Source organism: Pseudomonas sp. P1_F7, assembly GCF_056405655.1.
Genome location: NZ_JBFUBR010000002.1, coordinates 185049 through 199960, shown reverse-complemented (window position 1 = coordinate 199960; position 14912 = coordinate 185049). Strand labels below are relative to the sequence as shown.

Annotated in this window: 11 protein-coding genes; all 11 read left to right on the top strand. The window is 62.5% G+C overall.

Annotated elements, in window-relative coordinates:
* The first annotated feature begins 30 nt into the window (after positions 1-30).
* The 11 genes from AC1D1M_RS02630 to AC1D1M_RS02580 all read left to right on the top strand — a co-directional run bounded on the left by AC1D1M_RS02630 (position 31) and on the right by AC1D1M_RS02580 (position 14900).
* Complete coding sequence (locus AC1D1M_RS02630; RefSeq protein WP_477774389.1) at positions 31-1443, top strand: amino acid permease; 1413 nt, start codon at positions 31-33, stop codon at positions 1441-1443.
* Positions 1444-1798: 355 nt separating this feature from the next.
* Positions 1799-2590 (top strand): enoyl-CoA hydratase/isomerase family protein, encoded by a 792-nt coding sequence (locus AC1D1M_RS02625; RefSeq protein ID WP_477774388.1) that lies wholly within the window; start codon positions 1799-1801, stop codon positions 2588-2590.
* A 40-nt stretch (positions 2591-2630) separates the two neighbouring features.
* Complete coding sequence (locus tag AC1D1M_RS02620) at positions 2631-3791, top strand: acyl-CoA dehydrogenase family protein (RefSeq protein WP_477774387.1); 1161 nt, start codon at positions 2631-2633, stop codon at positions 3789-3791.
* Positions 3792-3809: 18 nt separating this feature from the next.
* Positions 3810-5909, top strand: coding sequence for an acetate--CoA ligase family protein (locus AC1D1M_RS02615; RefSeq protein ID WP_477774386.1), 2100 nt, complete (start codon positions 3810-3812; stop codon positions 5907-5909).
* A 10-nt stretch (positions 5910-5919) separates the two neighbouring features.
* Positions 5920-7527, top strand: coding sequence for a 5-guanidino-2-oxopentanoate decarboxylase (locus tag AC1D1M_RS02610; protein ID WP_477774647.1), 1608 nt, complete (start codon positions 5920-5922; stop codon positions 7525-7527).
* 24 nt (positions 7528-7551) lie between these two features.
* On the top strand, positions 7552-8742 hold the full coding sequence (locus tag AC1D1M_RS02605; RefSeq protein WP_477774385.1) for a pyridoxal phosphate-dependent aminotransferase: 1191 nt from the start codon (positions 7552-7554) through the stop codon (positions 8740-8742).
* On the top strand, positions 8735-10150 hold the full coding sequence (locus AC1D1M_RS02600; protein ID WP_477774384.1) for an aldehyde dehydrogenase family protein: 1416 nt from the start codon (positions 8735-8737) through the stop codon (positions 10148-10150). Before AC1D1M_RS02605 ends, AC1D1M_RS02600 begins: the two co-directional genes overlap by 8 nt.
* Positions 10151-10237: 87 nt before the next feature.
* The gene (locus AC1D1M_RS02595) at positions 10238-10948 is read left to right on the top strand and encodes an NAD(P)H-dependent oxidoreductase (RefSeq protein WP_477774383.1); all 711 of its coding nucleotides are present in this window, start codon (positions 10238-10240) and stop codon (positions 10946-10948) included.
* A gap of 488 nt (positions 10949-11436) precedes the next feature.
* Complete coding sequence (locus tag AC1D1M_RS02590) at positions 11437-11799, top strand: DUF6124 family protein (RefSeq protein ID WP_477774382.1); 363 nt, start codon at positions 11437-11439, stop codon at positions 11797-11799.
* A gap of 356 nt (positions 11800-12155) precedes the next feature.
* Positions 12156-13502 (top strand): outer membrane beta-barrel protein, encoded by a 1347-nt coding sequence (locus AC1D1M_RS02585; protein ID WP_477774381.1) that lies wholly within the window; start codon positions 12156-12158, stop codon positions 13500-13502.
* 87 nt (positions 13503-13589) lie between these two features.
* Positions 13590-14900, top strand: coding sequence for an ABC transporter substrate-binding protein (locus AC1D1M_RS02580; RefSeq protein ID WP_477774380.1), 1311 nt, complete (start codon positions 13590-13592; stop codon positions 14898-14900).
* Positions 14901-14912: the final 12 nt, after the last annotated feature.

Below are 14912 nucleotides of genomic sequence, written 5' to 3'. Positions count from 1 at the left end.
GTTCACCTCAACGACTGCTGAGGTGCCGACATGAACGAAAATACTGATCGTAAAGGCATACAGCTGACCCGCGCCCTGAAGAGCCGGCACATTTTCATGCTGTCCCTGGGCGGCGTCATCGGCACCGGGTTGTTCATGGGCTCCGGCGTGACCATCAACCAGGGCGGCCCGATCGGGGCGATTCTGGCTTACCTGGTCGCGGGTTTCCTGATGTACCTGGTGATGGTCTGCCTGGGTGAACTGTCGGTGCAGATGCCGGTGTCCGGTTCGTTCCAGACCCACGCCACAAAATACATCGGCCCGGCCACCGGGTTCATGATCGGCTGGGTGTACTGGATGAGCTGGGCCACCACCGTGGGCCTGGAGTTCACCGCCGCCGGCATGCTGATGACCCGCTGGTTCCCGGCGGTGCCGATCTGGTACTGGTCGGCGCTGTTCGTGGTGGTGCTGTTCGCTATCAATGCCATGGCGACCCGCGCCTTTGGTGAAGCCGAATACTGGTTCTCGGGGATCAAGGTCGCGGCGATTCTCGGTTTCATCGTGGTCGGCGTGCTGGTGATCTTCGGCGTGATGCCCCTGAGCAGCGGCGCCCCGGCACCGATGGCGACCAACCTGATCGGCGATTCGTTGTTCCCCAACGGCCTGTCGGCGGTGTTCGCGGTGATGATGACCGTGGTCTACGCGTTCCAGGGTTGCGAGATCATGGGCGTGGCCGCCGGCGAAACCGATCAACCGGAAAAGAGCATTCCCCGCGCCGTACGCAACGTGGTGTTCCGCGTGCTGATCTTCTACGTGCTGGCGATCATCGTGTTGTCGGCCATCGTGCCGTGGCAGCAGGCCGGCCTGATGGAAAGCCCGTTCGTGCAGGTGTTCGACATGGTCGGCATTCCCTACGCCGCCGACCTGATGAACTTCGTGATCCTCACGGCGATCCTGTCGGTGGGCAACTCCGGCCTGTATGCCTCGACGCGCATCCTGTGGGCGATGTCGAAAACCGGCATGGCGCCGAAAAGCCTGTCGCCATTGAGCAAGCGTGGCGTGCCGCTGCGCGCCTTGAGCATCACTTTGTGCTTCGCGCTGGTGTCGCTGATGACCAGCTTCGTCGCTGCCGACACCTTGTTCATGGTGTTGATGGCGGTGAGCGGCATGTCCGGCACCGTGACCTGGATTGTCATCGCGCTGGCGCAGTACAAGTTCCGCAAGGCGTACCTGCGTGACGGCGGCAAACTCAGCGACCTGAAGTACCGCGCACCGTGGTTCCCGGTATTGCCGCTGATGTGCATCACGCTGTGCTGCTCGCTGTTCGTGTTCCTGGCCCTGGATGAAACCCAGCGCCCGTCGCTGTATTGGGGCTTTGGATTCATTGCGCTGTGCTATGGCGCGTACTTCCTGATTCATCGCAAGCGTCAGGGCGTGTTGGCACCGAGCTTGCCGGCTGCATAACACCTCCAGATAACCACTTCCCCCCTGTGGGAGCGAGCTTGCTCGCGATGGCGGCATCAGGTTCAACATTACTGTTGACTGGTCCACCGCTATCGCGAGCAAGCTCGCTCCCACAGGGGTTTGCGGCGTTCAGTAAATTTGCGACCTGCCTCCTGTCGCCAGTTGTTCGAAGTTGTAACAGCGCCAGCGACCCATTCGCCGCAATCGATAAATAATTCAATAAAACCAATGACATAGAGATTTAATGGGCTTGTTACAGCCCATTCCCCCGCCGATTGCCGCCTTACTGAACACTCGTTTAGTATGGCCTCAAGTCGCATCACCTCAGACCAATCACAATAATTCGAGGATTCCCATGACCACTCAATCGTCGCTGCTCAGCCAGGTCGAAGCAGGCGTTGCCTGGATCACCCTCAATCGCACTGCGCAGCGCAATGCGCTGGACATTCCGACGCTGAAAAACCTGCACACCTTGCTCGACGGTTTCAACGCCGATCCAGCGGTGCGCGTGGTGGTGCTCACCGGCAGCGGCCGCAGTTTCTGTGCCGGCGCCGACCTCGATGAATGGGCCGATGCCGAAGCCCGGGGTGCACTGGAAACCTACGGCTGGACCGAAACCGCCCATGCCTTGATGACCCGTCTGCACAGCCTGGAAAAACCGACCATCGCCGCCATCAACGGCACCGCCGTCGGCGCCGGGATGGACCTGACCCTGTGCTGCGACCTGCGCATCGCCGGGCAATCGGCGCGCTTCAAGGCCGGCTACACCAGCATGGCGTATTCGCCGGATGCTGGCGCCAGTTGGCACTTGCCGCGTTTGATCGGCAGCGAACAGGCCAAGCGCCTGCTGTTCCTGGACGAGTTGTGGGGCGCCGACCGTGCCCTCGACGCCGGTCTGGTCGGCGATGTCTGTGCCGACGATCAACTGCTGACGGTCACCAGCGAACTGGCCGCACGCCTGGCCGCCGGCCCGACCTTTGCCTTCGCCCAGACCAAAAAACTCATGCGCGAAGGCGCCGAACGCAGCCTGGCGGAGCAACTGCAAGCCGAGCTCGCCGCCGGCCTGCTCTGCGGCCGCAGCGAAGACGGCACCGAAGCCCTGCGCGCCGCCATGGAAAAACGCCCGGCACGCTTCATCGGTCGTTGATTCCTCTCCATCTCCCAGAACACGAACAACAGGTAGCAGCATGAATTTCCAACTGACCCAAGAACAAGAAATGTTGGTGGACTCGGTACGCAGCTTCGTCGAGAAGGAACTGCTGCCCTATGAAGAGCAGGTCGATCGCGCCGACGAGGTCTCCCCGGAACTGGCGGCGCAGATTCGCGGCAAGGCGATTGCCGCCGGCTTCTACGCCTTCAACATGCCCGAAGAAGTGGGCGGTGGCGGCCTGGACTACCTGTCCCAGGCGCTGATCGAACGTGAGCTGTCCAAGGTGTCCTGGGCGCTGCACGTGTTCGTCGCGCGGCCGTCGAAAATCCTCATGGCTTGCACCGGCGACCAGATCAACGACTACCTGTTGCCGAGCATCCAGGGTGAAAAGATCGACTGCTTTGCCCTGACCGAGCCGGGTGCCGGCTCCGACGCCAATGCGATCAAGACCCGCGCCGTGCGTCAAGGCGACGACTTCATTCTCAACGGCAGCAAGCATTTCATCAGCCACGCCGGCCATGCCGATTTCGCCATCGTCTTCGCCGTGACCGACACCTACGAACACAACGGCAAAAAGCGCAACGCCGTGACCTCGTTCCTGGTCGACCGCAACACCCCGGGCATGACCATCCGCCGTGGACCGAAGTGCGTGAGCAACCGTGGTTATCACACCTTCGAAATGTTCTTCGACGACTGCCGCGTGCCGGCCAGCAAAGTGCTGGGCGAAGTCGGCAAGGGTTGGGACGTGGCCAACGCCTGGCTGACCGCCGGGCGCGTGATGGTCGCGGCCAACTGCGTCGGTCAGGCCCAGCGCGCACTGGACGTGTCGCTGCAATGGGCGGCGGACCGCAAGCAATTCGGCCAGCCGATCGGCACTTACCAGGGCGTGTCGTTCAAATTGGCCGACATGGCCACGCAAATCCGCGCCGCCGAACTGCTGACCCTGCACACCGCCTGGAAAATGGACCAAGGCACCATGACCGATGGCGAGGCCGGCATGGCCAAGCTGTTCGCCAGTGAAGTGCTCGGCCGTACCGCCGATGAAGCGGTGCAGATCTTCGGTGGCATGGGCCTGATGGACGAAGGTCCGGTAGAGCGCATCTGGCGCAACGCGCGGATCGAACGGATCTGGGAAGGCACTTCGGAAATCCAGCGCCACATCATTTCCCGCGAGCTGCTGCGGCCGCTGCTGCGCTGATCGGCCCGGAGAATTCCCATGTCCCAAACCATTCGTGACAACCTCAAACGCATGCTCGCGCCGCAACACGTGGCGTTCGTCGGCGGTCGCAGCATGGCTCGCGCCCTCAAGCGCTGTGCCGAGGGTGGCTACCAAGGGCAAATGTGGCTGGTCAACCCGCAACACGACAGCCTCGAAGGCGTGCCGTGTGTGCGCAGCGTTGCCGAACTGCCTTGCGGCCCGGACGCGGTGTTCATCGCCACCAACCGCGAACTGACCCTGACCTGCGTCGCCGAACTGGCCGCCATCGGCGCGGGCGGCGCGATCTGCTACGCCTCCGGCTTCGCCGAGACCGGCGCCGAAGGCCAGGCCCTGCAACAGCAACTGCTCAAGGCTGCGGGCGACATGGCCTTGCTCGGCCCCAACTGCTACGGCCTGCTCGACTACCTGCACAGCTCCGCACTGTGGCCGGTGGCCCATGGCGGCAAGGCGGTGGAGAAGGGCGTGGCGGTGCTGACCCAGAGCGGCAACTTCGCCTACAACCTGTCCATGAGCGACCGCTCGCTGCCGGTGGCCTACATGGCCTCGGTGGGCAATCAGGCGCAACTGGGCGTGGCTGAACTGATGGACGTGTTACTCGACGAGCCTCGGGTCACCGCCATCGGCCTGCACCTGGAAGGCCTGAAAAACGTGCCGGGTTTTGCCCGCGCCGCGCACAAGGCGCTGGAGAAGGGCATCCCGATCATCGCCCTGAAAACCGGCGTGTCGCAGATCGGCGCCGAGCTGGCCTTGAGTCACACCAGTTCGCTGTCCGGCTCCGACGCGCTGTACGACGCACTGTTCGACCGTCTCGGGGTGATTCGCGTCAGCGGCCCGGTGAGTTTTGTCGAAACCCTCAAGGCCGCCGCCTGCGGCAACCTGCCGGCGGGCAACAGCCTGATCGCGCTGGCCTGTTCCGGTGGCGACGCCGGGCTGATTGCCGACTACGCCGAACGCAACGACCTGGGTCTGCCGAAACTCGATCAAGGGCAGGTCGGCGAACTCGCGCAAGTGCTGCCGACCTACGCCAACCTGGTCAACCCGCTGGATTTCACCACGGCGATCTGGGGCGACGGCGAAGCCTTGAACCGCATGCTCGACAGCGCGCTGCGCACCGAAGCCGACGCGGCGATGCTGGTGCTCGACTACCCGTCGGAGTTCACCGGCGAGCGCAAGGAATGCGACCTGCTGCTGGAGTTGTACTGCGCGGCGCTGCAACGTCACGGCAAAACCGGTTTCGTCACCTCGGCCTTCCCCGAGTTGCTGCCGGCCCATGCCCGTGAGCGTCTGCACGCCCAAGGCGTTGCGGCGTTGCAAGGTGTTGAAGACGGGTTGGCCGCGTGGGGGCGCATCGCCGGTTATCAGCGCAACCGCCAGGCCTTGTTGGCGCTGGGCGAATCGGCGTTGGTGCCGTTGTGCCCGCAAGCGCTGGAAGGTGAGGGGCGTTTGCTCAATGAATGGGATTCCAAACAGGCGTTAAAAGCCTTTGGCCTGCCGACGCCCAACGGCGTATTGAGCACGCCGGACAAGGCCCTGAAGGACGCCGAAACCCTGGGCTATCCACTGGTACTCAAAGCGGTCAGCGCTCAACTGCCACACAAGACCGAGGCCGGTGCCGTGGCGCTGAACCTCAAGGACGGCGCGGCATTGAGTGCTGCACTGGAGAAGATGCGCGCCAGCATTGCCGCCTACGCCCCGGGCGTGGTGTTCGATCAACTGTTGCTCGAACCCATGGCCAAGCCGCCACTGGCTGAGCTGATCGTCGGCATCAAGCGCGAAAACGATTTCGGCCTCGCGCTGGTGATCGGTGCCGGCGGCATTCTGGTGGAGTTGCTCAAGGACAGTCGCAGCCTGCTACTGCCGACCACCGACGGCGCGATCCGCAATGCCTTGCTTAGCCTGCGCAGTGCGCCGTTGCTGCAAGGTTTCCGTGGTCGCGAGTCTGCTGACCTGGACGCCTTGGTGACGGCGATCCGCGCCGTGGCCGACTACGCCTGCGAAAACGCCGCGCACTTGCGGGAACTCGATGTGAACCCATTGTTGGTCGGTGCCCATGGCACGACCGCGGTCGATGCGTTGATTCGCCTCGGCCAGGAGTGAGGACATGAACATGCAAAGCAAAACCTTGACCGGTGGCCAGGCCCTGGTGCGCCTGTTGGCCAACTACGGCGTCGATACCGTGTTCGGCATCCCCGGCGTACATACCCTGGAGCTGTATCGCGGCTTGCCCGGCAGCGGCATTCGCCACGTGCTGACACGCCATGAGCAGGGCGCCAGTTTCATGGCCGACGGCTATGCCCGGGTCAGCGGCAAACCCGGCGTGTGCTTCGTCATCACCGGCCCCGGCGTGACCAACGCCGCCACCGGCATTGGCCAGGCCTACGCCGACTCGATTCCGATGCTGGTGATTTCCAGCGTCAACCACAGCGCCAGCCTCGGCAAGGGCTGGGGCAGCCTGCACGAGTGTCAGGATCAACGGGCGATGACCGCGCCGATTACTGCGTTCTCGGCAGTGGCACTGACCGCCGAAGACCTGCCGGAGCTGATCGCCCGTGCCTACGCGGTGTTCGACAGCGAGCGCCCGCGCCCGGTGCACATCTCGGTGCCGCTGGACGTGTTGTCGGCGCCGATTGCCCGTGACTGGAGCAATGAGGTGGTACGTCGCCCGGGTCGCGGCCCGGCATCTGCCACCGCCATCGATCAAGCCGTGGCCAGACTGAAGACTGCCAAGCGGCCGATGATCATCGCCGGTGGTGGCGCGCTGAATGCCGTGCAGGAACTGAGCGAACTCAGCACGCGTCTCGCTGCACCATTGTTCACCAGCGTCGCCGGCAAGGGCCTGTTGCCACCGGATGCGCCGCTCAATGCCGGCTCATCGTTGTGTGTGGAACCGGGCTGGAACCTGATCGCCGAGGCCGACGTGGTGCTGGCGGTCGGCACCGAAATGGCCGACACCGATTTCTGGCGCGAGCGTTTGCCGCTCAATGGCAAACTGCTGCGGGTCGACATCGACCCACGCAAATTCAACGATTTCTACCCCTGCGCCGTGGCATTGCATGGTGACGCACAACAAACCCTCAGCGGTTTGCTTGAGCGCTTGCCGACCGACGTGCGCGACGCTGGCGCCGCCACTGCCTCGGTCGCCGCACTGCGCGAAGCGGTCAAGGCCAGCCATGGCCCGTTGCAGTCGATCCATCAATCGATTCTCGACCGCATCGTTGCGGAGCTGCCGGACAACGCGTTCGTCAGCACCGACATGACCCAACTGGCCTACACCGGCAACTACGCCTTCGACAGCCTGGCCATTCGCAGCTGGCTGCACCCCACGGGCTACGGCACCTTGGGTTATGGCCTGCCGGCCGGCATCGGCGCCAAGTTCGGTGCGCCTCAGCGGCCGGGCCTGGTGCTGGTGGGCGACGGTGGTTTCCTCTACACCGCCCAGGAACTGGCCACGGCTGTTGAAGAACTGGACAGCCCGCTGGTGGTGCTGCTGTGGAACAACGATGCACTGGGGCAAATCCGCGACGACATGATCGGCCTGGATATCGAACCCATCGGCGTATTGCCACGCAACCCGGATTTCGCCGCCCTCGCTCGTGCGTTTGGCTGCACCGTGACTCAGCCGCAAAGCCTGGCCGAGTTGCAGACCGACTTGCGCCAAGGCTTCAAGCGCAACGGCGTGACCCTGATCGAACTCAAGCATGCCTGTGCGCATTGATTTGCACTTTAAGGGGATGAAGCCATGCGCTTTTCCGATCTGACTCAACGTATCGCCGGCGACGGCGCCGCCGCGTGGGACATTCACTACCGCGCTCTGGCACTGCGCGAGCAAGGCGCAGACATCCTGCTGTTGTCCGTGGGCGACCCGGATTTCGACACGCCACAGCCCATCGTGCAGGGCGCCATCGACAGCCTGCTGAGCGGCAACACTCACTACGCCGAGGTGCGCGGCAAGCGTGCCCTGCGTGAAGCCATCGCCAAGCGTCATCAACAGCGCAGCGGCCAGTCCGTTTCGGCGGATCAGGTCACCGTGCTGGCCGGGGCGCAATGTGCGCTGTTCAGCGTGGCCCAATGCGTGCTCAATCCGGGTGACGAAGTGATCGTTGCCGAACCGATGTACGTCACCTACGAAGCGGTGTTCGGTGCTTGCGGTGCCGTGGTGGTGCCGGTGCCGGTGCGCTCGGAAAACGGCTTCCGCGTGCTGCCCGAAGACGTCGCCGCGCGCATCACTCCGCGCACCCGGGCACTGGCACTGAACAGCCCGCACAACCCGTCCGGCGCGAGTCTGCCGCGCAGCACCTGGGCCGCTTTGGCTGAATTGTGCATCGCCCACGACCTGTGGCTGATTTCCGATGAGGTCTACAGCGAACTGCTATTCGAAGGCGAGCACGTCAGCCCGGCGAGCCTGCCGGGCATGGCCGAACGCACCGCGACCCTCAACAGCCTGTCGAAATCCCACGCCATGACCGGTTGGCGCGTCGGCTGGGTGGTGGCGCCGCCATCCCTGGCCGCGCACTTGGAAAACCTCGCGTTGTGCATGCTCTACGGCTCGCCGGACTTCATTCAGGACGCCGCCGTGGTGGCCCTGGAAAGCAACCTGCCGGAACTCGAAGCCATGCGCGAAGCCTATCGCCAACGTCGCGATCTGGTGTGCGACAGCCTGGCCGATTGCCCCGGCGTGCGGGCGTTGAAACCCGATGGCGGGATGTTCGTGATGCTCGATATCCGCCAGACCGGGCTCAGCGCCCAGGCGTTTGCCGACCGTCTGCTGGATCGCCACGGCGTGTCGGTCTTGGCTGGCGAGGCCTTTGGTCCGAGTGCGGCGGGGCATATTCGCCTCGGTCTGGTGGTCGGCACCGAACCCCTGCGTGATGCCTGCCAGCGCATTGCCCGTTGTGCTCAAGAACTGATGGAGGCAAAGGTTCATGCTTAATCACAAGACACTGTTTATTGATGGTCGCTGGCGAAACCCGTCGGGGCAGGGCATCGCCGAGGTGATCAACCCGGCCACGGAAGAAGTGGCTGGCAGCGTGCCGCTGGGTGATGAGCGCGATGTCGAAAACGCCGTGGCGGCTGCACGCCGGGCGTTCGATACATGGTCGCGTACGCCGTCCAGCGTGCGTGCCGGTTACATCCGCGCACTGGCCGATCAACTGCGCAACCGTGCCGATGAGATGGCCGCGGTCATCACCACGGAGCTGGGCATGCCGGTGCAATGGTGCCGCTCGGTGCAGGTCGATGGGCCGATCACTGGCCTTGAGCAATACGTCGAACTGGCCGGGCTGATGGACGAAGTGCGCGAAGTCGGCAATTCGCTGGTGATCCGCGAGGCCGTGGGTGTCTGCGCGTTCATCAATCCGTGGAACTACCCGCTGCACCAGTTGATCGGCAAACTCGCACCGGCCCTGGCCGCCGGTTGCACGGTGGTGGTCAAGCCGAGTCAGGAAACGCCGCTGCATGCCTTCCTGCTGGCGCAAATGATCGAGGACATCGGCCTGCCGGCCGGGGTGTTCAACCTGGTCAGCGGCCCGGGCTCGAAAGTTGGCGAAGCGCTGGCCAAGCACCCGGACGTGGACATGGTGTCGTTCACCGGCTCCACCGGCGCCGGCGTTCGCGTCGCGCAGGCGGCGGCGCCTTCGGTGAAACGGGTGTGCCTTGAACTGGGTGGCAAGTCGCCGTTGCTGATCGCCGAGGATGCGGGTCTGGCAGCGGCCGTGCGCTACGGCGTGCAGGACGTGATGATCAACTCCGGCCAGACCTGCACCGCGCTGACCCGCATGCTGCTGCCGGCCAGCCGCTACGCCGAGGCCGTGGAACTGGCGCTGGCCGAAACCCTGAGCCTGCGCATGGGCGATCCCTTCGACCCGCAAAGCTTCCTCGGCCCGATGTGTTCGGCCGGGCAAAAACGCACCGTGCTCGACTACATCAAGGTCGGCCAACAGGAAGGCGCACGGCTGCTGTGCGGCGGTGACACGCCATCGGCTTTCGAGCGCGGCTTCTATGTCAGCCCGACACTGTTCGTCGATGTCGACAACCGCATGCGCATTGCCCAGGAAGAAATCTTCGGCCCGGTGCTGTGCCTGATTCCCTACACCGATGAGGCGCAAGCGATCCAGATCGCCAACGACTCGCCATTCGGCCTGTCCAGCGGCGTCTGGGCCGGCAGTGCCGAACGGGCCTTGCAACTGGGGCGTCAGATGCGTGCCGGCCAGTGTTTCCTCAACGGCGCGGCGTTCAATTATCAGGCGCCATTCGGTGGCTACAAACAGTCGGGTAACGGTCGTGAATGGGGTGAGGAGGGGTTGAACGAATTCGTCGAAGTGAAGGCGATCCAGGTGTGACGGTTGGCGATTCAAACTGTTCATCACCCACGATGTTGCTACTTCACACCTTCAATCGATACGCTGGAAAAAGTCTAAGGAATCACCATGAAAGTACTGATCGTCCACGCTCACCCGGAGCCGCAATCCTTCACCGCCGCCCTGCGGGACCAGGCCGTCGCCACCCTCGAAGCCCAGGGCCACGAAGTACAGGTCAGCGACCTGTACAAAATGAACTGGAATCCGGTGGCCAGCGACGCGGACTTCTCGAATCGGGAAAACCCCGAGTACCTGGTCTATGCCCTGGAACAACGCCTCGGTGTGAAAAGCCAGTCGCTGGCTGCGGACATCCAGGCTGAACTGGACAAACTGCTGTGGGCCGACCTGCTGATCCTCAACTTCCCGATCTTCTGGTTCTCCACCCCGGCGATGCTCAAGGGCTGGATCGACCGGGTGCTGGTGTCGGGCATCTGCTATGGCGGCAAGCGCTTCTACGATCAGGGCGGATTGGCAGGCAAAAAGGCGCTGGTGACCGTGACCCTGGGCGGACGTGAACACATGTTTGGCGAAGGCGCGATCCACGGCCCGCTGGAAGACATGCTGCGGCCGATTTTGCGCGGCACTTTGGCTTATGTTGGTTTTGATGTGCTGGAGCCGTTTGTGGCCTGGCATGTGCCGTACATCAGTGAAGAGGCGCGCCAGCAGTTTCTGGTTGATTACAGCCAGCGTCTGCAGCACTTGAGCGACGACCAACCACTGGTATTTCCGAAGCTGGCGCAGTTTGATGAGAAGCTCTATCCGCTGAGCACCAATGCCTGATTAGCACCGCATACCCTGTGGGAGCGAGCTTGCTCGCGATGACTGACTACCAGCCAATATAGATGTCGACTGACAGTCCGCTATCGCGAGCAAGCTCGCTCCCACAGGGGGTGTGTATTGGCTGCCTGAATCAAGGTGTGTTTAAGGGTTGTTTAACGGCTGTCAGCGTTACTTCCCGCAAGCTACGACGGCTTGCGTCTTTGCCTACAGCTACGCCAGAATCCGCCGGCTTGTGCGCCTTGGAGCCGGGTTCTATCGTTTGCCGGTCGCTGCAAAACAGCAGCGATCGGGTTTGGTAGCCCGGTGTTACAAGGTGCAATGCGTCGCTATCAGCAGCGTTTTTCTGCTCTGCTACATGGTGGCCATGCACAGGGCGTCTTCGGGCGCGCCGGTCCTTGTACCCGGTCTACCAACCTGCGTATGGCCACCACCCAACGTTTGGTAGCGTGAGAGTGATGGCTCCTTTTTACGGTACAAGGAGTTTCACTATGTTCAAAGTCACACCCAACCCGCCGGACACCGATCCGACATCCCCGTACGAAACCCTCGACTCCCAAAAACTCCACGAAGCCGCCGAGCGCGCCCTCGATCATTACCTCAACCCCGGCCCCGGCATCATGGCCACGCCGCGTAAACCCAGTTCCATGTTCATCGTCAATCCCGAACTCAATGTCGAAACCTTACTGGTGCATGCCTGTGAATCGCTGGCGTCGGCCAATGTCATGGCCACCGATCTGGTGGATCATCTGCAAGGAACCAGCCGTAATGCGCTGCTGGGGATTGCGCAGGTGATCATGCTTGGCGAACTGGCGGTGAACCGGGCGCTGGATCAACTCGATCCGCCTGAATAGCCGCAAATCTCCAGATCGCAGAATGACCTGTGGGAGCGAGCTCGCTCGCGATGGCGGTAGGTCAGTCAACTTGGATGTTGAGACTGATGCCCTCATCGCGAGCAAGCTCGCTTCCACAGTTTGATCTTCAGTGCGTTCGAATCCCCGCGCCATTGTTCTGAATACGCAAACACTGAAGTCGCCGAGATTGGAATTGTTGGCGTAGTGGCTGGCTTGTAGCCTCCATTACGCCGAACACCACGATCTGCCAACGATCGGGTGGAGCCCGGGCCAGGGCTCATCAAGACGTCATACCTTGCTTTCGGCCACATGCCCCTTCGGGGGATTGGCGCCTAATAAAAATAAGGAAGGCAGGTATGAGTATTCGTGCATGGGTTTGCGCAGCAACCCTGTTCGCGCCCGTTCTGGGTGCCAACGTTTTGTTTCCCTCTATGGCTCTGGCAGCAGACGATCCCATGGGTTCGCTGGTGCGCAGTGTGTTCGGCGACAGCCTTGAGCGCGAACACGGGATCAAGGTCTACGGCTGGGCTCAGGCCGGTGTGATCTATAACAACAACGGCACGGATGACGTCAGCAAGCAAAGCTTCTTCAATACCGACGAAGGTGTGAACCTCAACCAGTTCGCCCTGGCCGTGGAGAAGAAACCCAAGAGCAATGTGATCGGTCGAGTCGGGCCGTTTCCCGGGCCGATGCCGCAAGAAGCTGACTGGGGTTTCAACGTCACGGCGCTGTACGGCAAGGATGCACGCTTCTTCAAGACCTACGGCTGGGATGAAGACTTGAGCGTGAACCGCAACAACAAGGCCGAAGATCCGGCGTTCACCATTGCCCAGGCGTATGCCGACTTCTACTTTCCGGTGCTCGGCGGTTCGGACCTGATGATCGGGATTTTCCACACACCGCTGGAAAACGAAATCGGCTTCGCCTTGCCATCTCCGGCACCGACTGACTTCTACTCGCACACCTATTCATTCATGCACGGCCCGGCCAAACATGCCGGTGCGCTGTACTCGTTCAAACTGCCTTCGGAACCGGGCGAAAGCATGCTCGGCTTTGAACTGGGCGTGGTCCAGGGCTGGAACAACCTGCAAGATCCCAATCACTCGCCGGATGTGATCGCCAACGTACGCTGGCGCTCGGCGGACTTCGGCACCTGGGTCGACTGGGAAAACATCTACGGCAACGGCGCCGGCGACAGTTTCGCCGAGTGCAGTTGTGGCTCGCCGCTGCCGGCGGGCTCCAAGGATGACGACTACAAGCGCCTGGCGTCTTACCTGACCCTTTCGCAAGTCATCGATCCGAACAACCGCGTGGCGCTGGAGCTGAACTACGGCAAGCAGGAGCAGGGTGCTTTCGCCGGGTTCGCCAACAAAAACGACGCCACCTGGTATGGCACGGACGTGAACTGGTACCACAAGCTCAGCGAAAACCTGATGTGGAACAGTCGCGCCGAGTGGTTCTACACCGACGCCCCGGTCCACGTGATGATGGCCAATATCGACCCGCACACCGGCATTCCCGATCCGACCTGGGGCAGTTTCTACGGCGTGACCACCAACCTGGCCTGGACGCCGACACCCAACGTGCGCCTGCGCCCGGAACTGCGCTACGACATCCATTCAGGCCCCGGCCGCGATGCCTATGCCGACGGCGAAAAGGATTCGCAAGTGGTCGCGTCATTCGACGTCAGTTTCTTCTTCTAAACGGATTTCTCTGGTTTACCCCTGACCCTGCGTGATGGCCCGGCCACGCGTGGCGACCCTGTTCGTCCAGGCTTTTGGAGTACTTACATGACAGACAACAACGATAAAAACCTGTTTGGCCGCGACTTCTCCCGCCGTGATTTCCTGCGCAGTACCGGCGTTGCTGCCGGTGGCGTGGCACTGGCGAGCCTGCCGTTCAACTTTGCCATCGGCAGCGAGCGGGTGATCAAGCTCGGTTATGTCAGCCCGCAGACCGGACCGTTGGCGCCCTTTGCGGCGGCCGACAACTACATCATCGAGTCGCTCAGGCAAGTGTTGAAGAACTCGATCACCGTGGCCGGCAAGGCCTATCGCCTGGAGGTCATCGTCAAGGACAGCCAGTCCAACCCCAACCGCGCGGCGGAAGTGGCGAGCGAGCTGATTCTCTCGGACCAGGTCGATCTGATGCTGGTGTCGTCGACCCCGGAAACCACCAACCCGGTGTCCGACCAATGTGAAATCAACGAAATCCCCTGCATCTCCACGGTGGCGCCGTGGCAGTCGTGGTTCTTTACCCGTGGCGGCAAGCCGGAGCAGGGCTTTGAGTGGACTTATCACTTTTTCTGGGGCCTGGAAGATGTGATCGGTACTTACAGCGCCATGTGGGGGGCGATGCCGTCCAACAAAGTCGTTGGCGGCCTGTTCCCCAATGACGGCGACGGTAATGCGTGGGGCGACCAGAAGCTCGGTTTCCCGCCAGTACTGGCGCAAAAGGGCTTTCAACTGGTCGACCCTGGCCGCTTTCAGAGCCTGACCGACGATTTTTCCGCGCAGATTGCCGCGTTCAAAAAGGCCGACGTCGAGATCGTCACCGGCGTGGTTATCCCGCCGGACCTGAGCACGTTCTGGACCCAGGCCCGGCAGCAAGGCTTCAATCCGAAAGCCGTGTCGGTGGGCAAGGCATTGTTGTTCCCGACGGCAGTCGAGGCATTGGGCAAGGCCGGCAACAACCTGTCGACCGAAATCTGGTGGAGCCCGACGCATCCGTTCAGCTCGTCATTGACCGGCGCCAGCGCCGGGCAACTGGCCCAGGGTTTTACCCAGGCGACCGGCAAGCAGTGGACGCAACCGTTGGGGTTCGTGCATGCCCTGTTCGAACTGGCCGTGGACATCCTCAAGCGCACCGAAGAAATCGGCAACGCCCAAGCTGTCCGCGATGCCTTGCTCAAGACCCACCTCAACACCGTGGTCGGGCCGATCAACTGGAACGGCGGCCCAGTGAAGAACGTCGCCAAGACGCCGCTGGTCAGTGGCCAGTGGCGCCTGGGCAATGACAACAAATACGACCTGATCGTGACCAGCAATGCCACCGCGCCGGCGATTCCGTTGGGCGGCGAGATGCAGGCCATTACGTATTGATCGCGCAACAGG